Origin of the sequence: Pseudomonas sp. AD21 (assembly GCF_002878485.1) — a bacterium.
In the GTDB taxonomy this organism is placed as follows: domain Bacteria; phylum Pseudomonadota; class Gammaproteobacteria; order Pseudomonadales; family Pseudomonadaceae; genus Aquipseudomonas.
On the sequence record NZ_NQYG01000013.1, the window covers coordinates 99,655 to 121,722 of the forward strand.

21 protein-coding genes and 1 tRNA gene are annotated in these 22,068 nt (G+C 59.5%); 10 read left to right on the top strand and 12 right to left on the bottom strand.

Annotation, left to right across the window (positions count from 1 at the left end; all coding sequences use genetic code 11):
- Positions 1-258 precede the first annotated feature (258 nt).
- Positions 259-453: a hypothetical protein gene (locus tag PseAD21_RS11135; protein WP_102355710.1), complete on the top strand. Its 195-nt coding sequence runs from the start codon at positions 259-261 to the stop codon at positions 451-453.
- Here the strand turns inward: PseAD21_RS11135 and PseAD21_RS11140 are convergent, their stop codons facing one another.
- Positions 454-879 carry a PA3611 family quorum-sensing-regulated virulence factor gene (locus tag PseAD21_RS11140; protein ID WP_102355711.1) on the bottom strand — a complete coding sequence of 142 codons (426 nt, stop codon included), beginning with the start codon at positions 877-879 and terminating at the stop codon, positions 454-456. It abuts the gene before it with no gap.
- A 186-nt stretch (positions 880-1,065) separates the two neighbouring features.
- On the opposite strand from PseAD21_RS11140, the gene PseAD21_RS11145 reads away from it, so the two are divergent.
- The 3 genes from PseAD21_RS11145 (at position 1,066) to PseAD21_RS11155 (ending at position 3,126) form a co-directional block, all read left to right on the top strand.
- Positions 1,066-1,815 carry a tRNA-uridine aminocarboxypropyltransferase gene (locus tag PseAD21_RS11145; RefSeq protein WP_102355712.1) on the top strand — a complete coding sequence of 250 codons (750 nt, stop codon included), beginning with the start codon at positions 1,066-1,068 and terminating at the stop codon, positions 1,813-1,815.
- A 223-nt stretch (positions 1,816-2,038) separates the two neighbouring features.
- Positions 2,039-2,689 (top strand): response regulator transcription factor ErdR, encoded by a 651-nt coding sequence (gene erdR / locus PseAD21_RS11150; protein ID WP_095119237.1) that lies wholly within the window; start codon positions 2,039-2,041, stop codon positions 2,687-2,689.
- A gap of 74 nt (positions 2,690-2,763) precedes the next feature.
- Positions 2,764-3,126, top strand: coding sequence for a diacylglycerol kinase (locus PseAD21_RS11155; RefSeq protein WP_003222276.1), 363 nt, complete (start codon positions 2,764-2,766; stop codon positions 3,124-3,126).
- Here PseAD21_RS11155 and PseAD21_RS11160 read toward each other — a convergent pair.
- Positions 3,123-4,049, bottom strand: a complete 927-nt coding sequence (locus PseAD21_RS11160; RefSeq protein WP_025110814.1) for a LysR family transcriptional regulator — start codon at positions 4,047-4,049, stop codon at positions 3,123-3,125. The genes PseAD21_RS11155 and PseAD21_RS11160 overlap by 4 nt on opposite strands.
- Before the next feature lie 133 nt (positions 4,050-4,182).
- Between PseAD21_RS11160 and fpr the strand changes: the two genes are divergently transcribed.
- Positions 4,183-4,962, top strand: coding sequence for a ferredoxin-NADP reductase (fpr, locus tag PseAD21_RS11165; protein ID WP_007908723.1), 780 nt, complete (start codon positions 4,183-4,185; stop codon positions 4,960-4,962).
- A 169-nt stretch (positions 4,963-5,131) separates the two neighbouring features.
- Here fpr and tsaA read toward each other — a convergent pair whose 3' ends face one another.
- From tsaA to rimO, 5 genes are all read right to left on the bottom strand, one after another.
- Complete coding sequence (gene tsaA, locus PseAD21_RS11170; protein WP_102355713.1) at positions 5,132-5,830, bottom strand: tRNA (N6-threonylcarbamoyladenosine(37)-N6)-methyltransferase TrmO; 699 nt, start codon at positions 5,828-5,830, stop codon at positions 5,132-5,134.
- A gap of 186 nt (positions 5,831-6,016) precedes the next feature.
- The gene (locus PseAD21_RS11180) at positions 6,017-6,484 is read right to left on the bottom strand and encodes a DUF1456 family protein (protein ID WP_102355715.1); all 468 of its coding nucleotides are present in this window, start codon (positions 6,482-6,484) and stop codon (positions 6,017-6,019) included.
- A 73-nt stretch (positions 6,485-6,557) separates the two neighbouring features.
- The gene (locus PseAD21_RS11185) at positions 6,558-7,268 is read right to left on the bottom strand and encodes an rRNA pseudouridine synthase (protein ID WP_102355716.1); all 711 of its coding nucleotides are present in this window, start codon (positions 7,266-7,268) and stop codon (positions 6,558-6,560) included.
- A 190-nt stretch (positions 7,269-7,458) separates the two neighbouring features.
- The gene (locus PseAD21_RS11190) at positions 7,459-7,932 is read right to left on the bottom strand and encodes a GNAT family N-acetyltransferase (protein ID WP_102355717.1); all 474 of its coding nucleotides are present in this window, start codon (positions 7,930-7,932) and stop codon (positions 7,459-7,461) included.
- Between the two features lie 444 nt (positions 7,933-8,376).
- Positions 8,377-9,714: a 30S ribosomal protein S12 methylthiotransferase RimO gene (rimO, locus tag PseAD21_RS11195; protein WP_102355718.1), complete on the bottom strand. Its 1,338-nt coding sequence runs from the start codon at positions 9,712-9,714 to the stop codon at positions 8,377-8,379.
- A gap of 350 nt (positions 9,715-10,064) precedes the next feature.
- Here rimO and PseAD21_RS11200 point away from each other — a divergent pair, with 350 nt between their 5' ends.
- Positions 10,065-11,906 carry a potassium transporter Kup gene (locus PseAD21_RS11200; RefSeq protein WP_371859053.1) on the top strand — a complete coding sequence of 614 codons (1,842 nt, stop codon included), beginning with the start codon at positions 10,065-10,067 and terminating at the stop codon, positions 11,904-11,906.
- 162 nt (positions 11,907-12,068) lie between these two features.
- Here PseAD21_RS11200 and PseAD21_RS11205 read toward each other — a convergent pair whose 3' ends face one another.
- On the bottom strand, positions 12,069-12,380 hold the full coding sequence (locus PseAD21_RS11205) for a DUF3077 domain-containing protein (protein WP_178082120.1): 312 nt from the start codon (positions 12,378-12,380) through the stop codon (positions 12,069-12,071).
- 636 nt (positions 12,381-13,016) lie between these two features.
- Here PseAD21_RS11205 and PseAD21_RS11215 point away from each other — a divergent pair.
- From PseAD21_RS11215 to PseAD21_RS11225, 3 genes are read left to right on the top strand one after another with little or no spacing between them, the layout of a single operon-like run.
- Entirely contained in the window at positions 13,017-13,784 is a 768-nt protein-coding gene (locus PseAD21_RS11215) for a MarR family transcriptional regulator (RefSeq protein ID WP_102355722.1), read from the top strand.
- Between the two features lies 1 nt (position 13,785).
- Positions 13,786-14,484 carry a hypothetical protein gene (locus PseAD21_RS11220; RefSeq protein ID WP_102355723.1) on the top strand — a complete coding sequence of 233 codons (699 nt, stop codon included), beginning with the start codon at positions 13,786-13,788 and terminating at the stop codon, positions 14,482-14,484.
- Positions 14,481-15,164: a serine/threonine protein phosphatase gene (locus PseAD21_RS11225; RefSeq protein ID WP_102355724.1), complete on the top strand. Its 684-nt coding sequence runs from the start codon at positions 14,481-14,483 to the stop codon at positions 15,162-15,164. Before PseAD21_RS11220 ends, PseAD21_RS11225 begins: the two co-directional genes overlap by 4 nt.
- A 194-nt stretch (positions 15,165-15,358) precedes the next feature.
- On the opposite strand, the gene PseAD21_RS11230 is transcribed toward PseAD21_RS11225, so the two are convergent.
- The 3 genes from PseAD21_RS11230 to PseAD21_RS11240 all read right to left on the bottom strand — a co-directional run bounded on the left by PseAD21_RS11230 (position 15,359) and on the right by PseAD21_RS11240 (position 19,649).
- On the bottom strand, positions 15,359-16,654 hold the full coding sequence (locus PseAD21_RS11230; RefSeq protein WP_102355725.1) for an AcvB/VirJ family lysyl-phosphatidylglycerol hydrolase: 1,296 nt from the start codon (positions 16,652-16,654) through the stop codon (positions 15,359-15,361).
- A complete protein-coding gene (gene mprF, locus PseAD21_RS11235; RefSeq protein ID WP_102355726.1) occupies positions 16,654-19,293 on the bottom strand; it encodes a bifunctional lysylphosphatidylglycerol flippase/synthetase MprF in 2,640 nt (879 codons plus the stop codon). The genes PseAD21_RS11230 and mprF overlap by 1 nt, the downstream gene beginning before the upstream one ends.
- Positions 19,294-19,572: 279 nt before the next feature.
- Positions 19,573-19,649 (bottom strand) — tRNA-Met (locus PseAD21_RS11240).
- A 280-nt stretch (positions 19,650-19,929) separates the two neighbouring features.
- On the opposite strand from PseAD21_RS11240, the gene dinB reads away from it, so the two are divergent.
- Positions 19,930-20,991: a DNA polymerase IV gene (gene dinB, locus PseAD21_RS11245; protein ID WP_102355727.1), complete on the top strand. Its 1,062-nt coding sequence runs from the start codon at positions 19,930-19,932 to the stop codon at positions 20,989-20,991.
- A 118-nt stretch (positions 20,992-21,109) separates the two neighbouring features.
- On the opposite strand, the gene PseAD21_RS11250 is transcribed toward dinB, so the two are convergent.
- Positions 21,110-22,063 carry a hypothetical protein gene (locus tag PseAD21_RS11250; protein ID WP_102355728.1) on the bottom strand — a complete coding sequence of 318 codons (954 nt, stop codon included), beginning with the start codon at positions 22,061-22,063 and terminating at the stop codon, positions 21,110-21,112.
- Positions 22,064-22,068 lie beyond the last annotated feature (5 nt).

The following is a 22,068-nucleotide window of genomic DNA, read 5'->3' on the forward strand; positions in this document are numbered from 1 at the left end:
TGAACAGGTGATCGGGAATACTTTGAATCTAGACCCTCGCGAGCCATTGCGCTGAGTTGATCATTACGCCGCGACGTCTTTTCTGGCAACCGTTGCTTGTCGATTGGCAAAGGAAGTTCACCGCTCGTCCGAACGTACGCCGTAGAGCAATCGCTCTGATTTACTAACTTACAGGCACCGTACGACAGCTTTAGGTCAGCAACCGTTCACAAGGTGCGCGCTTTTCAAGGATTCGTGGGTGGCAAGGAGGCGGGATAGATGGCCAGAGTGATTCTGGAAATCGATACGCAGTTGTATCGGATGCTGAAAGCGTCAGCCGAGACCAATCAAGTGAGTCTCGAAGAGGAGTGCTGCCGTCGGTTGGCAGGTGGAGAGCGACGTTCTCGCTACTTGCAGGCCCTGGTGGCCGAATTGCGCGCCGAGGATGAACAGCGGCGCGCCAATACCGGGTGATTACTTCTTCTTCGCCGGGGCCGCTTTCGGGCAGTCGGAATCCTGATAACTGGCCGAGCCGATGGCCTTGTTGGTTTTATATTCAGAGAAGTCGTAACGCATGATCGCGCCCTTGGCCATCAGCTTGCGGTACGACGGGTTATTGCACACCGAAGCTCCCAGCTGGAAATACACGGCTTTTGGATCAGAGCGCATCTTTTCGGCGTGGCTTGCCTGCACACTCAGGTGGTTGATCAGGGTAACGCCCTCAACGGTGTAGCCTTGATCGAGAATGTCTTCGTTGATCGCCCGTGGCGTGCCGACGCTGCTTTGTTCGGCGATGTTGCGCAGTTCTTTGTTCAGATTCTGCTCTTTCAGGGACGCCGCTTGTGCGCTGAAGGACAAAGCCAGTGCGATGGCCGCGGTAGGAACGATAAGGCGCAGCATGAAACTCTCCTGATTCAGTGACTGGTGGTTCGACCAGCCCCGTGGCTGTGCGTTCAGTGGCGCCGGATTATAGGGGAGCCGGTCGGGAGGGTACAGGTTTGCGCTCGCCGCTCTGTTAAACTGCCGGCCTTTATTGCCTTGCCGAGTGCTGTGCGTGTCGAGTTTCCCTGCTGTGGGGCGTTGCCCGTGACCCATCATGCCCCCAACGCCGTAGCCCGCTTGCGCGATCAGCGCGAGGACGAGGGTATCAAGCCGATTCAGGCCCGTGGTTTTCGCTCCGAGCGTTGCCGCGATTGCCGGGTGATCATCAGCCATTGCCTGTGCGCCTGGCGACCGACGGTCGAAACCCGTTCCGGCGTGTGCCTGATCATGACCGGCAAGGAAGTGTTCAAACCGAGTAACACCGGCTGGCTGATTGCCGATGTGGTGCGCGACAACCACGCGTTCATCTGGTCGCGCACCGAGCCTGACCCGCAGATGCTGGCACTGCTCAATGACCCGCAATGGCAGCCGTACCTGGTGTTTCCCGGCGAATACGTCGAGCCGTCGCGGGTGACCAACACCGTCGCTGCCGATAGCAGCAAGCGTCCGCTGTTCATCCTGCTGGATGCGACCTGGACCGAGGCGCGCAAAATCTTCCGCAAGAGTCCGTATTTCGATCGCTTGCCGATACTCAGCCTGCTGCCCGACAAACTCTCGCGCTATCGCCTGCGCCGTTCCACCCGCAGCGAGCACCTGTGCACCGCCGAAGTCGCAGCGTTGTGCCTGGAGTTGGCGGGGGACAGCGACGCCGCTTCAGCACTGGACGCTTATTTCGATGTGTTCAGCCAGCATTATCTGGGCGCCAAACAACAGTTGGACATGAACGAGTCGACCCCGGCCCACGCCGAGTTGTTGCCTTATATACGAAAGCCGCAAGCGGTGTTGGCCCCATAGTGGCCCATACTTCACACCGCGGCGGCCGTGCTGCTTGACCACCCCGGCTTCGCTGGGCATGCTTGGCGCCGATTAGGGTGCGGCCAAGGTTTGAAACGCCGTGTTTGCAAGTGATTGGCGTTGAACGTGCCCCTGTGGAGACCGCTTTACGCTGGTCTCTTGAGTTGCTTTGGTGAGGCCCGAATGCGTCGGGTCTGCCATCAAAAACAGGATCATTTGAAAAATGGCCACATACGACATCCTGATTGCCGATGATCACCCTCTATTTCGTAGCGCACTGCATCAAGCGGTGACGCTGGGCCTTGGCCCGGATGTACGGCTGGTGGAGGTGGCGAGCATCGCCGAACTGGAAGCGCGCCTGACCGAAAAGGCTGACTGGGATCTGGTCCTGCTGGACCTGAACATGCCCGGTGCTTTCGGTTTTTCCGGGTTGGTCATGCTGCGCGGACAATACCCGCAGATCCCGGTGGTGATGGTCTCGGCCCAGGAAGAAGCCTCGGTCATGGTCAAGTCCCGGGAGTTCGGCGCCAGCGGCTTCATTCCCAAGTCCAGCGACCTGAGCGTGATTCAGGAAGCGGTGCGCAAAGTGCTCGATGGCGACGTGTTCTGGCCACCGCAGGCGTTCGAAGCGGTCAGCGTTTCCGACGAAGCCAAAGCCGCCAGCGATGGCCTGGCCAGCCTCACCCCGCAGCAGTTCCGCGTATTGACCATGGTCTGTGAAGGCTTGCTGAACAAGCAGATTGCCTATGAGCTGAGCGTGTCCGAAGCGACCATCAAGGCCCACGTCACGGCGATCTTTCGCAAGCTGAATGTGCGTACCCGGACACAAGCGGCATTACTTCTGCAACAACTTGAGTCAATTCCGAGCCAATAATGGCTGGCGTCTTCACGCTTTTTTGACTTTTGTTGATCTAGCTTTCCCACTCCTTTTTGGTTGGTTTTTACTTTATGTCACCTTTCAAGGGCCAGACCGGCCTGAAACGCATCCTCAACGCTTCCGGTTACTCGCTGGACGGCCTGCGCGCAGCCTTCACCGGCGAAGCGGCGTTCCGCCAACTGGTGCTGCTCAATGTGGTGCTGATTCCGCTGACGTTCTTCCTCAATGTCAGCCGCGTCGAACAGGCCTTGCTCATCGCCGTCTGCCTGCTGGCGCTGATCGTCGAGTTGCTGAACTCGGCGGTAGAAGCGGCCATCGACCGCATCTCCCTGGAGCTGCACCCGCTGTCGAAGAACGCCAAGGACATGGGCAGCGCTGCGCAATTCGTGGCCCTGAGCATGATCGCCCTGGTGTGGGCGGTGATTCTGCTTTAAGCGATACTCGGCAAAACGATCTCGTCGCTGCGCTGGACCCCGGCGGTGAAAGCGCGGCACAGATCGAGAAACTCACGCATGGCCGAGGTCTGGTATTTCTGCTTGTGCCAGATGAAGTAGAACTGCCGGGACAGATCCAGGTCCGGCGTTTCCACCGCCACCAGACTGCCGCGCCGGAACGCATCGCGCAGCGCCAGCCGCGAGATGCAGCCAATCCCCAGCCCTGATTCCACCGCGCGCTTTATCGCTTCGGTGTGCTCCAGCTCCAGACGGATATTAAGCGCACTGCGATGGTGCCGCATGGCCTGATCGAAGGTCAGTCGCGTGCCAGAGCCTTGTTCACGCAGAATCCACGCCTCATGGGTCAGCTCCTCCATGGTCGCGCTGCCGCGTTTGGCCAGCGGATGTTGCGGCGCGCAGAACACCACCAGCTCATCTTCGACCCAGCTCTGCACTTCGATGTCCGGGTGGCTGCAATCGCCTTCGATCAGACCCAGATCAATTTCGTAGTGAGCGACCTGATGCACGATATTGGCAGTGTTCTGTACGTGCAGTTTTACCTGGCTTTCCGGATGGCGCTGCATGAAGCCGCCGATCAACAGGGTCGCCAGGTAATTGCCGATGGTCAGGGTGGCGCCCACCGACAGCGAGCCGAAACCGGATTTGCCGTTGAGCAGGTCTTCTATTTCCTTGGACTGGTCGAGGAGGGCCACCGCTTGTGGCAACAACTGTTTGCCGAGGGCGTTGAGGCTCAGGCGTTTGCCGGCGCGATCGAACAGCTGGCAGCTGGACTGGCGCTCCAGTTCGGTGATTGAGGTGCTTGCTGCCGATTGCGAGAGGTTGAGCAGACCCGCAGCACGGGATACGCTTTCCTGCTGGGCGACGGCGACGAAGACTTGCAGTTGACGGAGAGTAAATCGCATATCGATATAACCGATAACCCTTATCTTAATAATCCAGTTAACAGATATTGTCGTCGCTATTAGAATGCGATGCAATTGCGCACCGTCGCCTTCAAAAGCCAGCGCAGACCCAATCTCCAGGAGTCAAACGTACATGAGCAACATGAACCACGAGCGTGTCCTCAGTGTTCATCACTGGAACGACACTCTGTTCAGCTTCAAGTGCACCCGCGATCCGGGCCTGCGCTTCGAGAACGGTCAGTTCGTGATGATCGGCCTGCAACAGCCCAACGGCCGCCCGCTTATGCGCGCTTACTCGATCGCCAGCCCGAACTGGGAAGAGCATCTGGAGTTCTTCAGCATCAAGGTGCAGGACGGCCCGCTGACCTCGCAGCTGCAGCATTTGAAGGAAGGCGACGAGATCATCATCTCGAAGAAGCCTACCGGCACCCTGGTTCTCGACGACCTGAACCCGGGCAAGCACTTGTACCTGCTGAGCACCGGTACTGGCCTGGCGCCGTTCATGAGCGTGATTCAGGACCCGGAAACCTACGAGCGCTTTGAAAAAGTGATCCTGGTTCACGGTGTGCGTTACGTCAACGAAGTCGCCTACCGCGAATTCATCACCGAGCACCTGCCGCAGAACGAGTTCTTCGGTGAAGCGTTGCGTGACAAGTTGATCTACTACCCGACCGTGACCCGCGAGCCGTTCGAGAACCAGGGCCGTTTGACCGACCTGATGCGCAGCGGCAAGCTGTTCAGCGACATCGGTCTGCCACCGATCAACCCACAGGACGACCGCGCGATGATCTGCGGCAGCCCGAGCATGCTCGACGAGACCAGCGAAGTGCTCGACAGCTTCGGCCTGAAGATCTCGGCGCGTATGCGCGAGCCGGGTGACTATCTGATCGAGCGTGCGTTCGTCGAGAAGTAAAACGAAATACCTGTGGGAGCGAGCCTGCTCGCGAAGGCATTGTGTCATTCAATGCACATGTGAATGACAGACCGCTTTCGCGAGCAGGTTCGCTCCCACATTGATTTGTATTGCATTAAAAAGCCCGCGTTGCCTGAGAAGGCAACGCGGGCTTTTTCGTTTCCGGGGTTTACGCCGTGGCGGGAATCACTTCCAGCACCCGGATCTGCTCGGGCGTCGGGTAATGCCAACGCACGTCCAGGTCCCAGAACTGCGCGCCATATTCACGCTCCGGCGCCGGCGTCTGATACGCCGGACGCGGATCTTGAGCCAGGCACTGCTCGATCAACTCGACCAAAGGCTCGCCAAGGCGCTGTGCATGTCCGTGCGCCTGTTGCAGCGCGGCGTCGGTCCACTGCACGTCGATTAGTTGTGGCGCCGCGCTGGCGATGCTGTTGGCGGCGTCAGCGATGATGTCGGCGTAAGGCACATAGGGTTTGATGTCGAGAATCGGCGTGCCGTCGAGCAAGTCGATCCCCGAGATGAACAGCCGATTGACCTCAACCTTGTCCAGCTTCACCACTGACTGGCCGATGCCATTGGGGCGGTGGGTGGCGCGGGTGGCGAACACGCCCATCGACTTGTTGCCGCCCAGGCGTGGTGGGCGCACTTTCAGCCGTGGTTTATCTTCCAGCGCCTGATGAAACAGGAACAGCAGCCAGACATGGCTGACCTGATCCAGACCTTGCACGGCGTCACCCTGATCGAACGGTGCTACCAGTTCCAGCACGCCACGGGCGGCGGGGGCCAGTTGCGGTTGGCGTGGGATGGCGAACTTCTCCTTGAAGCAGGAGCGCACGAAACCGATGGGGGAGACGCTGTAAGTCATGGTCTGGAGTCGAGGCAGGAGCGAGGTGGGGATGATAACCCGCAGGGCTTCAAGTGCGGTGTTGGCTGTCAGTCCGCCTTCGCGAGCAGGCTCGCTCCCACAATGGATTGGTGGTGTACACAAAGCCCTTGTGGGAGCGAGCCTGCTCGCGAAAGCCGCACCGCTGGTTTAAAGCTGAATTCGTGATCAGCCGCGAACGCGCAGGGTCAGGCCCTTGAGGAAGTTGCGCAGCAACTGGTCGCCGCACAGGCGGTAGTTGGTGTGGCCGACCTTGCGGAACAGCGCACTCAGCTCAGGCTTGGACACCGGGAACTCGGCAGCCTTGAGGATCGCGTGCATGTCGTCTTCTTTCAGCTCGAACGCCACGCGCAGCTTTTTCAGGATGATGTTGTTGGTCACCGGCACTTCGATCGGCTGTGGCGGACGGCTTTCGTCCTTGCCGCGCTTGAAGACCACCAGGCCGTCGAGGAAGTGCGCGATGACTTCGTCCGGGCAACGCACGAAGCCTTCTTCGTCTTCTTCTTTCTTGTCGAGCCAGGTCACCACGTCAGCGAGCGCTACTTCCATGCCGCCGAGTTTGATGATCTCGACAACTTTCTTGTCGCTGATGTCGAGCATGTAGCGCACGCTGCGCAGTACGTCGTTATGAACCATGTGGGCAATCCTGATATTTCGTTGTGGGCAACGCGCAGGCGCGCTGCCGGAATGTGTGGCGGCAGGGGAAGTCTTAGAACTTCTCTTTGCCGGACAGGTAGCGCCATTGGCCGACCGGGACCTTGCCGATCGACACACCGCCGATGCGGATCCGGCGAATACCGATGACTTTCAGGCCGACCGCTTCGCAGAACTGCGCGATGATTCCCGGCTGCGGGTTTTTCATGGCGAAGCGCAGGCGGTTTTCGTTCTGCCAACTGGCTTTGACCGGCGGCAGCTCCTTGCCCTTGTGGGTGAGGCCGTGCTGCAGGCGATTGAGGCCGTGGGCGACCATGTCACCTTCAACTTCGACCACGTATTCCTGCTCGATCTTGGCGGCGTCGGCGGTGAGCTTGCGCAGGATTTTCCAGTCCTGGGTGAACACCAGCAGCCCGCTGGCCTTGGCCTGCAGATCGGCACTGGCGGTCAGGCGCAGGAAGTGCCCGCGCAACGGACGTTTGCCGTAGCGGTGCTCTTCGCTGAGGGTCTCGGCGCTGAGTGACTGCATGGCGGCCTCGATGCCCATGCCGGCCGGCGCGTTGAGCAGGATGGTCACCGGCTCTGGTGCGGTGGCCTTGGCGTCCTTGTCGAGCTCGACCTTCTGGTCGCCGACCTTGAACTGCGGTTCGTCGATCACTTCGCCGTCCACGGTGACCCAGCCGCCCTCGATGAACAGCTCGGCCTCCCGGCGGGAGCAACCGACCAGTTCGATGAGGCGTTTGGAGAGGCGAATCGGGTCAGTCATGACAGGGCCGTAACAAAAAAGGGGTGGGCATTGTACCTGCCTGGCGCCGGTTAAGCCCGGTTCCATTTTCAGGCTGTTCGCAATTCCCTGTGGGAGCCAGCCTGCTGGCGATTGCATCACCGCGGTGTATCTGACTGACCGCGGCGCCTGCATCGCGAGCAGGCTCACTCCTACATGGGGTTGTGTTGTGTCAGCCGTTGCCTGAGCGTTGCTGATTTTGTCGCAAACGCATATGCAACAACGGATACGGTTGGCCCATGCCATCGACCTCCGAGCGGCCGATCACTTCGAACCCCTGCTTGAAATAGAAGCCCAGCGCTTGCGGATTCTGTTCGTTGACGTCGAGTTCATCGGCATTCAGGTGCTGCATCGCGTAGTTGAGCAGTTTCTTGCCCAAGCCCTGCCCCCGATAATCCGGATCGATGAACAGCATTTCAATTTTGCCCGCCGCAACACCGGCAAACCCGGTAATGCGCTGATTGGCGTCCTTGGTGCAGATCAACATCACCGCATCCAGATAACGCGTGAGCACCAGATTACGCAGCAGTTCGATATAGCTGTCCGGCAGAAAATCATGGGTGGCGCGAACCGAGGCCTCCCAGACCCGGGTCAGTTCCTGATAATCGCTGAGTTTCGGCGTATGGATGACCGAATGGTGACGCATGCCCGTCTGCCTCTTGTCCGTTTCAAGGGAGTCCGTCCCCCGCTAAACGATAGCCGTAAAAAAGCCCCGCATCTTGTAAAAAGAGCGGGGCTTTCTGTATTTGTTGCGGTGTCTGGCTGGCTATCTCTGTCGCCAGCAAGAACTCTCCCCCTCACCCCAACCCTCTCCCCCAGAGGGGGCGAGGGGGAAGGGAGCTGATCTTCATGCTGTTCAAAACCTGAGTTCGACTCGATATTTCAGGTCGCCGCAATTCGAAAGAACACCTCGATCAGTCCCCGCTCCCTCTGGGAGAGCGCGAGGGAGAAGGGAGCTGATCTTCATGCTGTTCAAAACCTGAGTTCGACTCGAACGTTCAGGTCGGTGTAATTCGAAAGAACACCTCGATCAGTCCCCTCTCCCTCTGGGAGAGGGTTAGGGTGAGGGGCTTTTGACGTTCAGATCAGATCAGATCTGCTCAGCCCACAGATCATATTCGTCAGCATCAGTCACCTTGCACCAGACCTTGTCGCCCGGCTTCAAATTGCTGCCGTTATCGATAAACACGTTGCCGTCGATTTCCGGAGCGTCGAAGAAGCAGCGGCCGACCGCGCCTTGCTCGTCGACTTCGTCCACCAGCACTTCGATCTCGCGGCCGATGCGCATCTGCAGACGGGCCGAGCTGATCGCCTGCTGGTGCGCCATGAAGCGATCCCAACGGTCTTGCTTGACGTCGTCCGGAACGATCTCCAGATCCAGATCATTGGCCGGAGCGCCGTCCACCGGCGAGTACTGGAAGCAGCCGACGCGGTCGAGCTGGGCTTCGGTCAGCCAGTTCAGCAGGTACTGGAAGTCTTCTTCGGTTTCGCCCGGGAAGCCGACGATGAAGGTCGAACGGATGATCAGGTCCGGGCAGATTTCGCGCCAGTTCTTGATCCGCGCCAGGGTCTTGTCTTCGAACGCCGGGCGTTTCATCGACTTCAGGACTTTCGGGCTGGCGTGCTGGAACGGGATGTCCAGGTACGGCAGGATCTTGCCGGCGGCCATCAGCGGGATCAGTTCGTCAACGTGCGGGTACGGGTAAACGTAGTGCAGACGCACCCAGACACCGAGGGTGCTCAGCGCTTCGCAGAGTTCGGTCATGCGGGTTTTCACCGGCGCGCCGTTCCAGAAACCGGTGCGATATTTCACGTCAACGCCATAAGCGCTGGTGTCTTGCGAAATAACCAACAACTCTTTAACGCCGGATTTGACCAGACGCTGGGCTTCGTCGAGCACGTCACCGACCGGACGGCTGACCAGTTTGCCGCGCATCGACGGGATGATGCAGAACGAGCAGCTGTGGTTGCAGCCTTCGGAAATCTTCAGATAAGCGTAGTGGCGCGGGGTCAGCTTGATGCCTTGCGGCGGCACCAGGTCGATCAGCGGGTTGTGATCTTTACGCGGCGGCACGACTTCGTGCACGGCATTGACCACTTGCTCGTACTGCTGCGGGCCGGTCACGGCCAGCACGCTCGGGTGCACGTCGCGGATGTTGCCTTCTTCCACGCCCATGCAACCGGTGACGATCACCTTGCCGTTTTCCTTGATCGCTTCACCGATCACTTCCAGCGACTCAGCCTTGGCCGAGTCGATGAAGCCGCAGGTGTTGACCACAACCACGTCGGCGTCCTGGTAGGTGGACACCACGTCATAGCCTTCCATGCGCAGCTGGGTCAGGATGCGCTCGGAGTCGACCAGTGCTTTCGGGCAACCCAGAGATACAAAGCCAACCTTTGGATTGGCCGGCGCAGGAGTGGTGGACATGTCTAACCTCGGTATCTTGTGACGTCGCTTGCCGTGTGGGAAAGCCGACGGATGGGCGCTTAGGGTGCGCCTCTGATCAAAAAGTGCGCAATTCTAGCGATGAGCAACGCACTTGACCAGCTTTATGCAGGGAAATACGACGAGTGCTGCGCTATGCTTCGCGCCGTTGAGCTTTACCAATTTTTTACAGTCAACAAAACGTCTGTAACAACAGGTAAAACAGCGCATGCTGCACCACAAAGCATAGTGCTTCATTCAAAGAAGCCGGTTCTGAGAAGTAGGAGTGTTGGATGGGTCAGGCAAGTAGTCAGGCGGCGGGCGCCGAGCATTCGGCTGCAAAACCGCTGAGCATGCTGGTTGCGGCAGTCGGGGTGGTTTACGGCGACATCGGCACGAGCCCGTTGTACACCCTCAAAGAAGTGTTTTCCGGCGGCTATGGCGTGCCCGTCAATCACGATGGGGTGCTGGGCATTCTGTCGTTGATCTTCTGGTCGCTGATCTGGGTCGTGTCGATCAAATACATGATGTTCGTCCTGCGCGCCGACAACCAGGGTGAGGGCGGGATCATGGCACTCACCGCGCTGGCGCGTCGCGCGGCGGGCGGGCGCAAGAAGCTGCGTTCATTGCTGGTGGTCTGCGGGCTGATCGGTGCGGCGCTGTTTTATGGCGACAGCATGATCACCCCGGCGATTTCCGTGTTGTCGGCGATCGAAGGTCTGGGCCTGGCGTTTGATGGCATCGATCACTGGGTAGTGCCGCTGTCGTTGGTGGTGCTGGTGGCGCTGTTTCTGATTCAGCGTCACGGTACGGCACGGATCGGCATTCTGTTCGGGCCGATCATGGTCACTTGGTTCCTCGTCCTCGGTGCCCTCGGTGTGTATGGCATCAGCCACACCCCGGAAGTGCTGCATGCGCTGAACCCAGTGTGGGCGGTGCGCTTCTTCATGGTGCATGCCGGCATGGGGGTGGCGATCCTCGGCGCGGTCGTGCTGGCGCTGACCGGTGCCGAAGCGCTGTACGCCGACATGGGCCACTTCGGCCGCAAGCCGATTGCCCGTGCGTGGTTTCTGCTGGTGCTGCCGGCGCTGGTACTGAACTACTTCGGTCAGGGCGCTCTGTTGCTGGACAATCCGGAAGCGGCGCGTAACCCGTTCTACCTGCTGGCGCCAAGCTGGGCGCTGATTCCGCTGGTGGGGCTGTCGACCCTGGCCACTGTTATCGCCTCGCAAGCGGTGATTTCCGGCGCGTTCTCCCTGACGCGTCAAGCGATCCAGCTCGGCTACATCCCGCGCATGTACATCCAGCACACCTCCAGCGATGAGCAGGGCCAGATCTACATCGGCGCGGTGAACTGGTCGCTGATGGTCGGCGTTGTGCTGCTGGTGCTCGGCTTCGAATCCTCAGGCGCTCTGGCTTCGGCCTACGGCGTGGCGGTGACCGGCACCATGCTGATGACCACCATTCTGGTGTCGGCGGTGATGCTGCTGCTGTGGAAATGGCCACCGATCCTTGCGGTGCCTGTGCTGATCGGCTTCCTGCTGGTGGACGGTCTGTACTTCGCCGCCAACGTACCGAAGATCGTCCAGGGTGGTGCGTTCCCGGTGATCGCCGGTATTGCGCTGTTCGTGCTGATGACCACCTGGAAACGCGGCAAGCAATTGCTGGTCGAGCGACTCGACGAAGGCGCGCTGCCGCTGCCGATCTTCATCAGCAGCATCCGCGTGCAACCACCGCACCGGGTGCAGGGCACTGCGGTGTTCCTCACCGCGCGCTCCGACGCCGTGCCGCACGCGCTGTTGCACAACCTGCTGCATAACCAGGTGCTGCATGAGCAAGTGGTGTTGCTGACGGTGGTCTACGAAGACATCCCGCGTGTACCGCCAGCGCGGCGCTTTGAAGTGGACTCCTACGGCGAAGGCTTCTTCCGGGTGATCCTGCACTTCGGCTTCACCGACGAGCCGGACGTGCCGCAGGCGCTGAAGCTGTGCCATCTGGATGACCTGGACTTCAGCCCGATGCGTACCACCTACTTCCTCAGCCGCGAAACGGTGATCGCCTCGAAACTCGAAGGCATGGCCCGTTGGCGTGAGGCGCTGTTTGCGTTCATGTTGAAGAACGCCAACGGCAACCTGAGGTTCTTCAATCTGCCGCTGAACCGGGTGATTGAGTTGGGGACGCAGGTAGAAATGTAACTTCGCGTTATAGCAGAAGCCCCCGTCAGCCTTGTGGCTGGCGGGGGGTTTTTTGTGGGCGGCAACTTCAGATCAAAAGATCGCAGCCTTCGGCAGCTCCTACAGGTTTCGCATTCCAATGTAGGAGCTGCCGAAGGCTGCGATCTTTTGATCTTCAAACCTCTACAAGCTTTCAGGTATCTCTGCTTCAGGCTCGGTCTTCGTGCGCGCAGGTCGTGGGATCAACGCCTGAATCACATCATCAATCAAGGCTTTGCCCATCACCGTCAGGTAATGCGCGGCCCAGGCATGGCGGTCGGTGTCTCTGATGAAGGCAGCGTCTTCTGCGAAGGATTTGGCGAGGGATAGCAGGTCGGAGGATTGCGACAAGGCATCGATGATCGGGATGCCGGAGCGGACGTTGAAGAACGCTTGATCCGAGTTGTAGAGGAAGGGGGTGAAGCCGATGGTTTTAAGATCAGATGGATTGTTCATTGTCAGTTCCCTTGATTTCGAGAGCTGCCGCATCCGATACCAAGCGAATGGGTGGCAGCTGTGCGCAGGTTGGTAAACCGGGGAATCAAGGAAACCGGCACGCCCGAAAGCGTCCCACGCACAGCTGCCATAACACAGGGGCTCGGACGGGTTTCGCCTGAGTCGTGTCGGGTGCGCTGTTGCGCCTTATTCCACCGGGTTACCAAGCCCGATCGCTGAATGGGTCAGCGACGTCCGGAGAGTATCCCGTCGAAAAACAGCGCAATAGAGCGGCAAGGCGCCCGAACACGAGTTTCGGAGTTTGCCTACAAGGTCTGTGGGCGTCATCTGATATTGCGAGACTGGAAGTAAACGATACTAAACGTCACGCACGAACCGACGTGTGCAAAGCATTCAGGTACGTATGACAGCATCAGCGCAACAAGAAGCACAGGATGAACCGAGGTGCCCTCGTATCGAAAAGAAGGCCAGTGAGCGATTGCTTATCTTTGATCTGGCCCAAGCAATCAGCCATGACGATATGCGGGCAAGGTATGCAGCGGTTAGTGATCGACCCAAGGGCTTGACGACCCGGCCTCGGCAGTGAGACAAGTGTCCACGTTTTATGGAATGTGGACACTTGAGGTTTTGATTTAAATGAAGAGTCAAGACATTTTACTTTTGTTCAAAATTGCCAGTCTCCACGCTCAGGAAGAGAACCTCCTGGGGGAGATGGAGGCCGAATCGAATTCGGACAGGGTTGAAGAGCTGCTCAGGCCTTATGTCGTCAGCCGAATGACCGCAGGGGAGAGTGTGGGGAAGCCATTGGTCACCTACTCCACTGATGGCGAAGACACAATCTTCCAGCGCCGCGAATTCGACTCGCCTTTCGCTGATGGGCCAGGGTGGGAAGGATGGGCGGAACCAGCATCTGATCCACCGCTGACAAGTTGGAGCGATCGGTACTCTCTGCGTGCACTGTCTGCCTCTCTCGGACTGAGCAAAAGCGAAGTCTCAAATGCTCTCGCCCGATGCCGGGAATCCGGATTGCTCATCCATGACTACGACACCGGGCTTGCCAAAGTGCACCGCCGGGAACTGCTGAAAATTACCGAGCACGCGCTGAAGTACTTCTTCCCGGTCAAGCCTGGCGCGATTGTTCGTGGCATACCCACGGGTTTTGCGGCGCCTGCGCTGTCCAAAAGTATCAAGAGTGCGGGTGGTTTGATTCCGGTCTGGCCGGATGCGCAGGGAACCGAGCGAGGCCAAGCGATAGAGCCGCTTTACAAAACAGTGCCAGCAGCGGTGAAAAAAGACCGGATTCTTTACCACTATCTGGCGCTCGCTGATGCAATCCGTCTGGGTGGTCCGCGTGAGTGTGGTGTGGCAATCAGTATTCTGAAGGCAGGGATGGGGCTGAAATAACATGTCGTCAAACGCGGATCACAACTACGAACTCATTGAGTTCGTGGCTGAAGGCTTGGGCGAGGCGTTTCTCGCCGAAGTTGCTTTTGTTGGCGGTTGTACAACCGCCATGCTGGTTACAGATACAGCCGTGCTGGACGACATTCGTTTCACTGATGACGTTGATCTAGTGATCGAGTTGGCCGGTATCAGCGCCTGGAACCAACTCACCGAACGGCTGGCGGCTAAGGGATTCAAGATCACCGGTGAGGACGAGGTCAATTGTCGTTTTCGCTTCAATGACGTTGTCGTGGATGTCATGCCTTCCGACCCTGCAGTGCTCGGCTATGCCAACCGCTGGTTCGTTGAGGGGCTGGCGAGGGCGGATAAATTCACCCTGCCCAGCGGCACTGCCATCCAGATATTCCAGCCCGCGTATTTTCTCGCGACGAAACTGGAAGCTTTCAGTGGTCGGGGAAATGGTGATCCTTATCATAAGGATGTCGAGGACATGATCATCTTGATCGATGGTCGGCCTGAGCTGTTGGAGGAGGTGCGCCAGGCTGACAAGGACCTCAAGGCGTTCATCACAAAGGGAATCCACAAGCTGATGGCGTTGGATGGGGTTGGCTACGTGATCGAAAGTTCAGGCTCGGTGCAGGCGAATCCAGGTAGAGGGCAGATTATTCACAGGCGTATGAAAGCGCTGGCCAACGCATGAGATACCACTCCCGATCAATCACTGGGCAAGCCAGCAGAGGAAATAATGACTATGCCGGAGCGACCTGTGAGGGTGACGGTGGTTTTTTTGTTGTCGCGGATGGCACTTCCAAGCGCGGCAGTGGACATCTGGCTGAAAGCTTCGTGAGCGGCATGTTGGCGGCTCATTCCACACAGATGGAGCAGGGGAGCTATCCTGCAGAACCCGCAGCTGTTGAGCGCCTATTGGGTTCAATACTGGCGGATTTTCATGCGTCGTTGCCTGCTGATCAGACGGGAGCCATCTGTTACCTGATTGGCTTGGTCGCTCATGGCCGACTTACCGTTGCATACGAGGGAGACTGTTCATGCGGGATTGTGACGTTGGCGGGTGCCATCGATTGGATTACGCCACCTCACTGCAAGGCCAATTGGCGGCGCGACCGTTCGCACTGTGAGTTGGCGCAAGACCCCGCGCGAAATTTGGTAACGCGATGCTTGAAGATCAATCGGGTCCCGAACCCTGACTTTGTTTGTTGTGCTCTGGATACTGTTGAGCGCTTGGTATTTGTCACTGATGGATTTTGGGCGGACTTGACGCAAGCCCAGCAAAGCAGTTTGTTGGCGGCGCCGAATAGCGATTTTAGCGTTGGCGACGATGATGTCACGTGGATAGATGTTCAGCTTGGCCGGCGAGACTGACGAGCTGTCTGAATCCAGCGCCATCCCTTGTAGGAGCGAGCCTGCTCGCGAAGGCGTAGTGTCAGTCGACGAATCTGCAAGCTGACCCACCGCTTTCGCGAGCAGGCTCGCTCCCACACGTTTTTTTGTGGCTGCTGGAATGTAAAAAGCCCCCGAAACTGCGAAGTTGCGGGGGCTTTTTGTGGAGGCTCAGATCACTCTTCGGCGACCGAGTCCTTGCTCTGGCGCTTCTCGATCAAATCCACCAAGCGCTTGGCCAGCGCCGGGTAGTTCTCGTCGAAGTGGTGGCCGCCGGGCAGTTTCACTGCTTCGCCGACTGCCGTCTTGTCGGTGCAGCCGCTTTCGTCGGTTTCTTCGGCGCCGTAGATGCACACCACCTTCGCCGGTGGCAGCTTGGCCATTTCCGGGCCGGTGGCGGCTTCTTTGCCGGCGTTGCCGAGCCAGCCTTCGACTTCGATTTCGAAGCTGCCGGTGCGGGCGAAGGCCAGCAGGATGATGGCGTCGATGCGCTGCTGCTCGGTGTCCGGCAGGCGGTTGTAGATCGCCGGCAGGACGTCGGCACCGAACGAGTAACCGGTCAGGATGAAGCGCTTGGTGCCCCACTTCTGGCGGTAGTGCTGCATCAGCTCGGTCAGGTCCAGCGCGCTTTGCTCAGGGCTCTTGTGCTGCCAGTAGTAGCGCAGGGTGTCGATGCCGACCACCGGGTAGCCGATCTTGGCCATCTCGCCCGCTACGTCGCGGTCGAGGTCGCGCCAGCCGCCGTCACCGGAGAGGAACAGGGTCACGGTGTCTTTCGCCTGACCGGCCGGCACTTCCACCACCGGGATCGCCAGACCGCCGTTGGCCTTGTCGCCGCCGACGAGGATCTTGCGCAGTTCGTTGTTCAGCACTTGTGGCAGGGTGATGTCGTAGTCACTGATGCTGGTTTCGGCGTTCGGTTGGTCGCGCACGAAGCCGGCGCTGGTGTCGTCCGGGTTGTCGTTCCACGCCACCAGCCAGTGGCCGTGAGCCGCGGATTTCGGCAGCAGGTGGGTGCAGCCGGGTTTTTCCAGGGCGAGGTCAACCGAGATCGCCTGGGCCTTGTCGTCTTTTTGCTCGGACAACCAGCGCCAGGCGAGCACGGCGCCTGGGCCGATACCGCTGACCAGCGTGGCCGGGCCATTGAGTTCGCGCAGGCCGGTTTGCAGGGCGCGGCTCTGTTGCAGGCAGTCCTTGGGCAGAATCACCTGAACGATCTGCGCCGAAGCACTGCGGCTCAGGGTGCTCAGTTGATTGTCGGTCAGCTTCTGGTCGTCATTGACCGCCACCAGCACCTGCGCCTTGGGCTGGGTGCCCGGGATGACGCGGGTCATGACCGTGCCATCAGCGGCAGTCAGCGGTTGCAGCGTCGGTTGGGGTGCCGGACGTTTGAGGTACCAGTAACCGCCGCCGGCAATCAGGGCCAGCACAATCAATGCGGCCAGGATGTACTTCAGGGAGCGTTGAATCATCAGCGTTTCACCAATCCAGTCAAGCCGCCCGCGATCAGGGCAGCAGTATCGGCCAGCGCCACCAGCGGATCGAGTCCGGCGGGCACGGCCATATAACGGGGTTCCCAGTCAGGCTGGAACTTGTCTTTGAAGCGGCGCAAGCCTTGGAAGTTGTACAACTGCTCACCACGGCGGAAGACCATCGAGCCCAGACGCTGGGTCAGCGGTGCACCGCGCCGGGGTTGCAACCCCGACAATGGCACCATGCCCAGGCTGAAGCGCGCGTATCCGTGACTCTTATAGTGTTGAATCAGGCCGACCATCAGGTACTCCATGGTCAGCTTGGGGGCGTCCGGGTGCGAGCGCATCAGGTCGAGACTGGCCAGGTCATGGCCGTAGGTCTCGAGCAGATTGGCGAACGCCACCGGGCGGCCTTCGAAGCGAATCACCGCAATGCGGAAGTGCTTCAGGTAATCGTCGCTGAAACGGCCGAGGGAGAAACCTTTCTCACGCACGTTCTTGCCGGTCAGCCACGCATCGGAAATCACTTTCAACTCATCCATCGGCGCTTGTCCCGGCTCGTGGATCTCCAGCGACAAGCCGTCGCGGGTGCCACGGTTCCAGGTGTAGCGCAGATCCTTCATCTCTTTGCCCTTGGCTTCCAGGTCAAAGCGATGCAGATCGACCCGGGCTTCTTCGCCGAGCTTGATCGCGGTCAGGCCGATGTCCATGTAGTACGGCAGGTTTTCGGCCCGTACCTGATAGAACACGGGACGGGTGTGATGGATGTCGCACAGGTCGCGGAACTGCCAGATCATCTCGGCGCGCTGCTGGCCGGGGCCGATCGGGTCGTACAGCGCCACCAGGCTGCGGCCACGGCGGGCGTACATCAGGAACGCCTCGTCGTTGGGGTGAAACAGCAGCGCCTTGTCACCGGTCAGGGCGAGGCCGCCATCGGGTTGCGAGGAGGCCATCAGAATTTTCGCGGCGCGATCCAGTTCGTCCGGGGTCGGCAGATGGATCACCGGGCGGGCGGTACGCAGCAGCCAGGTCAGGGCGATCACCAGCAGCAGCACGGCGGCACCGAGCAGCGAGCGCAGACCACGTGGGGCGTCAGCGTCGAGGGTGAACTGCCACCACAGTTGATGGCTGTACGGTACGTCCTGGTAGGCGAACAGCAGCAGCCAGGTCGAAGCGCCCAATACGCAGAGGCTGGCCACCAGATACAGCGGCGAGAACGGCAGTTCGGTCAGGCGGCTCGGGCGATAGAACGAGCGACGGAACACCCCCAGCAGTGCGGCGGTGAGCGTCATCAGCGTGGCTTCTTCCCAGTCGAAGCCTTTGAGCAGCGAGAGCAGGGCGCCGACCAGCAACAGAATGGTGGTCAGCATCCACGCCGCCGACAGGCGACGGCGCAGGCCTTGGGCGAGCAGCAGGCACAGCACGCCGATCAGGCTGGCACCGAAGTGCGAAGCGTCGACCAGACGATGCGGGATCAGAAAACCGATGTGCTCCAGGCGAGTATCGATCTCCGGCGTAGCACCGGAAAACAGCAACACCACGCCGGACAGGAACACCAGCACCGCCAGAATCGGCGCCGCCAGACCGGAGGCCGCGCGCATGGTCTGGGTCTGGAACAGGCGTTGGCCTTCGTTGATCAGCAAAAACACGCAGGCCACCAGTAGCGGCAGCACCACATAGATCAGGCGATAGAGCAACAGAGCAGCGGCCAGTGGCGCGGCGCCGAGCGTGTCGGCGAACGCGGCCAGCAGGATCGCTTCGAAAACCCCGACACCGCCCGGCACATGGCTGAGGACGCCGGCGGCCAGGGCCAGCAGATACACCAGCAGGAAGGCGCCGAATGGCGGAGCTTCCGGCAGCAACAAATAGAGCACGGTGGCCGCTGCGGCGACGTCGAGGGCAGTGATGATCAGTTGCAGGAAGGTCAGACGTCGGCCTGGCAGGCGCAAGGTCCGGCGACCGGCCCTGACCAGCAGATTGTCACGGTAGGGTTGCTCCGGCAGGCGTCGGCGATAGATGCCGATCGCCAGAATGGCGCCAAGCCCCAGCACCACCATGGCAACCGTGCCGAGCAAGCCCTCAGACAGACCCAGGGCGGCAGAGGCGGCGGGCAGGTTGCTCAGGGTCGCGAGGGCGGCCAGCGGTGGCAGCGCGCAACCCAGCGACAGGCTGGCGAACAGGGTCATGTGCGCGACTTCCGATGCCCCCAGACCGTGTCGTGCATATAAACGGTAGCGTACCGAGCCGCCGGACAGCAGCGACAGGCCGATGGCATTGCCAATCGCAAACGCGGTGAAGCCGCCCAGCGCCAGGGTTCGCGGCGGCAAGGTCACGCCGGCATAACGGCTGGCCGACCATTCATAGCCCAGCAATATAATGAAGCCGACGACCGTCGCACCCAATGCTCCGAGCAGGGCCGGTTTCGGCACGGCCAGAATCGAGTCGTGCAGCGCATAGAGATCGAGCTCGCTCAGCAGATGGCGACAGGCAATCAGCGCAATGGCAAACAGCAGCAACGTCACCGCCAGACCGATCGGCTGGCGATACTTGCTCAACCGATCCAGCAAGCGCAGGCGCTCGGGTTTGATCGGTTGTTCTGCTGTGACAGTGTCTTGTGGATCAGACGAGTTGGCGCGCATCAATCACCTCTTGGATTGTGCGCGACAGGATGGAGGTATCCAGCCAAGTTACCAATCCCTGTAGAAAAAAATAATCACAAAATACTACGCCTCTCATCCGGTATGGGCGAGGGCAGGTAATGGACTGCAGACGTCTTGCCTGCGACTCAAGCATAGTCGCAACTCGGCGGGGCTGACGATCCTGAACGTTTCACTGCAGCGTGACAGATCATTGTTGCGAAAGGACTTTTTCAACAGATACAAAAAAGGCCACTCTTTCGAGTAGCCTTTTTTGATGTTTGGTTGCGGGAGCCGGATTTGAACCGACGACCTTCGGGTTATGAGCCCGACGAGCTACCAGACTGCTCCATCCCGCGTCTGTGTGTCGGCATTCTACAGAGGATCGCCGGGCTGTCAACCTTGAATCAGGATAAATCTGTTCCTGTTCAATCGGTTAGCGCTTTTCGCAGTGAGGGCGAAAGGGTCGCAGGGCAGGTAGGGCAAGGCTTTCAGCTCTATCGACTGGCGATTTTCGATTGAGGAAATAAATTCATTGGTCTTTTCCTACGGCCGCAAAAGAACATTCTGACTACTGGTGCTATATACAGGTGTCAGTGAGATACTGCGGATCCTGCTCCCCATGTTTCCTTTTCTGCCATGACTCAGCGAAAAATCATCCACGCCGACTGTGACTGTTTCTACGCCGCCATCGAGATGCGCGACGACCCGAACCTGGCCGGCAAACCGCTGGCGGTGGGCGGGTCGGCTGATCGGCGTGGGGTGATTGCCACGTGCAACTATGAAGCGCGAGCCTATGGCGTGCGTTCGGCGATGTCGTCCGGGCATGCGTTGAAGCTGTGCCCGGACCTGACCATCGTCAAGCCGCGCATGGACGCCTATCGCGAAGCCTCGAAGGAAATTCACACGATCTTTCGCGATTACACCGACCTGATCGAGCCATTGTCGCTGGACGAAGCCTACCTCGACGTCTCCGACAGCGCGCATTTTGGCGGCAGCGCCACGCGCATCGCGCAGGATATTCGGCGGCGGGTGTCCAATCAGTTGCACATCACCGTTTCTGCTGGCGTCGCCCCGAACAAATTTCTGGCGAAGATCGCCAGCGACTGGAAGAAGCCCAACGGGCTGTTCGTCATTACGCCGGATCAGGTGGAGGATTTTGTCAGCGGTTTGCCAGTGAGCAAGTTGCATGGCGTCGGTAAAGTCACCGCCGACAAACTGGGTAAGCTCGGCATCGTCGACTGCTTGCAGTTGCGTGAGTGGGACAGGCTGGCGCTGGTGCGCGAATTCGGCAGTTTCGGTGAGCGGTTGTGGAGTCTGGCCCGTGGGATTGACGACCGGTTGGTACACAACGACAGCCGCCGTCAGTCAATCAGTGTCGAAAACACCTACGACGTCGATCTGCCGGACCTGCGCAGTTGTCTGGATAAGCTGCCGGAGCTGCTGGAAACCCTGAAAACCCGTATGCAGCGGATCGACAGCAGTTATCGACCGGGCAAACCATTCGTCAAAGTGAAGTTCCACGATTTTACCCAGACAACCCTGGAGCAGGCCGGGGCAGGGCGGGATCTGGGCAGTTATCAGTTGATGCTGACACAGGCGTTCAACCGGGGAGGTAAACCGGTGCGCTTGCTGGGGGTTGGGGTAAGGCTTGAGGATTTGCGCGGCGGGTTTGAGCAGATGGAGTTGTTTGAGCGCTAATTGCTGTGGTGTTGCTGGTGCCGCTTTCGCGAGCAAGCCCGCTCCCACAGTTGATCGAGTTCCTTCAGTGGAATGCAATCAACTGTGGGAGCGGGCTTGCTCGTGAAGCTTTTGGCTTTTAGTTCGGTCCCGGATCAGCGACCAGGCGCCCGGCATCCTTGGTCAGAGACTTGAGAAACTCGGCCTGCAGCTCAGGATCGTTGCGCGTCAGTTCGATCAGGCTTTGCTCCAGCTCGCTGGCTTCTTCTTCCAGGCCCAGTTCCGACAGGCGTTTGACCCGGTGTACCCACTGGCTCACTTCGTCGTCTTCCAGATCGTCGTAAATCAGCCCGTGCGCTTCGAGCAACTTGCTGCGCAGGTGGCTGCTGATCGTCAGGGACGTGTCGCTGTGCACGTCATCCTTGCCGTCCTCGACGCTGATCTGCAGTTTGCCGACGTGATTGAGGTCATTTTCGGCGAACGGACTGTCCAGCAAGTTCAGGCGCAGCACGCCGTTGCGGTCGGTGGTCATGTCGAAGGTCTGCTTGCCGGCCTTGACCTGCACCGGACGTTCGCTCCACGGCAGGCTCGAATACTCCATGCGCTTGTCGCGCTGGACTTCATCGATACCGGCGAGGTTCTGCTGCGCGCGACCATGAGACTGCACGTTCATGAACGGGTTGACCCCGGCAATGCCGTAGCTCAGCCAATCCTTGGTCACGCTGTCCGGCAGGTTGCCCAGAGCAAAAACGTTGACCACGTTGGCGCCAATGCCGGCCACCACGGCCACTGCGCCCAGCGGAATCTCGTAGATTTCGCGCCAGGGTTGGTAGGGGGTGTAGCGGTCGTAACGACGGGTGACTTCGAACTCTGTGACTTCGAAGGTCTTCTGTTCGTTGATTTTCACGCGTCGTTGCGGCAGCTCAAGCACCTTGGGCTCGCCGACATCGATCTGCAGGCTGTGATCGAGCAGTTTGCGCTCGACCCGCTCTTCGTGCTCGCTGCGTTGTGACATTTGATTGGCACAGCCGCTGACCAGCAGGGCGCCGCACAAGGCGGCGCCACCGAGGCCCAAGGTGTTTCGCTTGAACATGAGGT

What these genes read in the sequence shown, in the direction of transcription:
- PseAD21_RS11200 (WP_371859053.1), top strand. Translation starts at nt 10,065, where the DNA reads ATGCTGGTTGCGGCAGTCGGGGTGGTTTACGGCGACATCGGCACGAGC.
- PseAD21_RS11250 (WP_102355728.1), bottom strand. Translation starts at nt 22,063, where the DNA reads ATGTTCAAGCGAAACACCTTGGGCCTCGGTGGCGCCGCCTTGTGCGGC.
- PseAD21_RS11185 (WP_102355716.1), bottom strand. Translation starts at nt 7,268, where the DNA reads ATGACTGACCCGATTCGCCTCTCCAAACGCCTCATCGAACTGGTCGGT.
- PseAD21_RS11230 (WP_102355725.1), bottom strand. Translation starts at nt 16,654, where the DNA reads ATGATTCAACGCTCCCTGAAGTACATCCTGGCCGCATTGATTGTGCTG.
- PseAD21_RS11205 (WP_178082120.1), bottom strand. Translation starts at nt 12,380, where the DNA reads ATGAACAATCCATCTGATCTTAAAACCATCGGCTTCACCCCCTTCCTC.
- PseAD21_RS11215 (WP_102355722.1), top strand. Translation starts at nt 13,017, where the DNA reads ATGAAGAGTCAAGACATTTTACTTTTGTTCAAAATTGCCAGTCTCCAC.
- mprF (WP_102355726.1), bottom strand. Translation starts at nt 19,293, where the DNA reads ATGCGCGCCAACTCGTCTGATCCACAAGACACTGTCACAGCAGAACAA.
- PseAD21_RS11180 (WP_102355715.1), bottom strand. Translation starts at nt 6,484, where the DNA reads ATGGTTCATAACGACGTACTGCGCAGCGTGCGCTACATGCTCGACATC.
- rimO (WP_102355718.1), bottom strand. Translation starts at nt 9,714, where the DNA reads ATGTCCACCACTCCTGCGCCGGCCAATCCAAAGGTTGGCTTTGTATCT.
- tsaA (WP_102355713.1), bottom strand. Translation starts at nt 5,830, where the DNA reads ATGACTTACAGCGTCTCCCCCATCGGTTTCGTGCGCTCCTGCTTCAAG.
- PseAD21_RS11190 (WP_102355717.1), bottom strand. Translation starts at nt 7,932, where the DNA reads ATGCGTCACCATTCGGTCATCCATACGCCGAAACTCAGCGATTATCAG.
- PseAD21_RS11225 (WP_102355724.1), top strand. Translation starts at nt 14,481, where the DNA reads ATGAGATACCACTCCCGATCAATCACTGGGCAAGCCAGCAGAGGAAAT.
- PseAD21_RS11160 (WP_025110814.1), bottom strand. Translation starts at nt 4,049, where the DNA reads ATGCGATTTACTCTCCGTCAACTGCAAGTCTTCGTCGCCGTCGCCCAG.
- fpr (WP_007908723.1), top strand. Translation starts at nt 4,183, where the DNA reads ATGAGCAACATGAACCACGAGCGTGTCCTCAGTGTTCATCACTGGAAC.
- erdR (WP_095119237.1), top strand. Translation starts at nt 2,039, where the DNA reads ATGGCCACATACGACATCCTGATTGCCGATGATCACCCTCTATTTCGT.
- PseAD21_RS11155 (WP_003222276.1), top strand. Translation starts at nt 2,764, where the DNA reads ATGTCACCTTTCAAGGGCCAGACCGGCCTGAAACGCATCCTCAACGCT.
- PseAD21_RS11220 (WP_102355723.1), top strand. Translation starts at nt 13,786, where the DNA reads ATGTCGTCAAACGCGGATCACAACTACGAACTCATTGAGTTCGTGGCT.
- PseAD21_RS11135 (WP_102355710.1), top strand. Translation starts at nt 259, where the DNA reads ATGGCCAGAGTGATTCTGGAAATCGATACGCAGTTGTATCGGATGCTG.
- PseAD21_RS11140 (WP_102355711.1), bottom strand. Translation starts at nt 879, where the DNA reads ATGCTGCGCCTTATCGTTCCTACCGCGGCCATCGCACTGGCTTTGTCC.
- dinB (WP_102355727.1), top strand. Translation starts at nt 19,930, where the DNA reads ATGACTCAGCGAAAAATCATCCACGCCGACTGTGACTGTTTCTACGCC.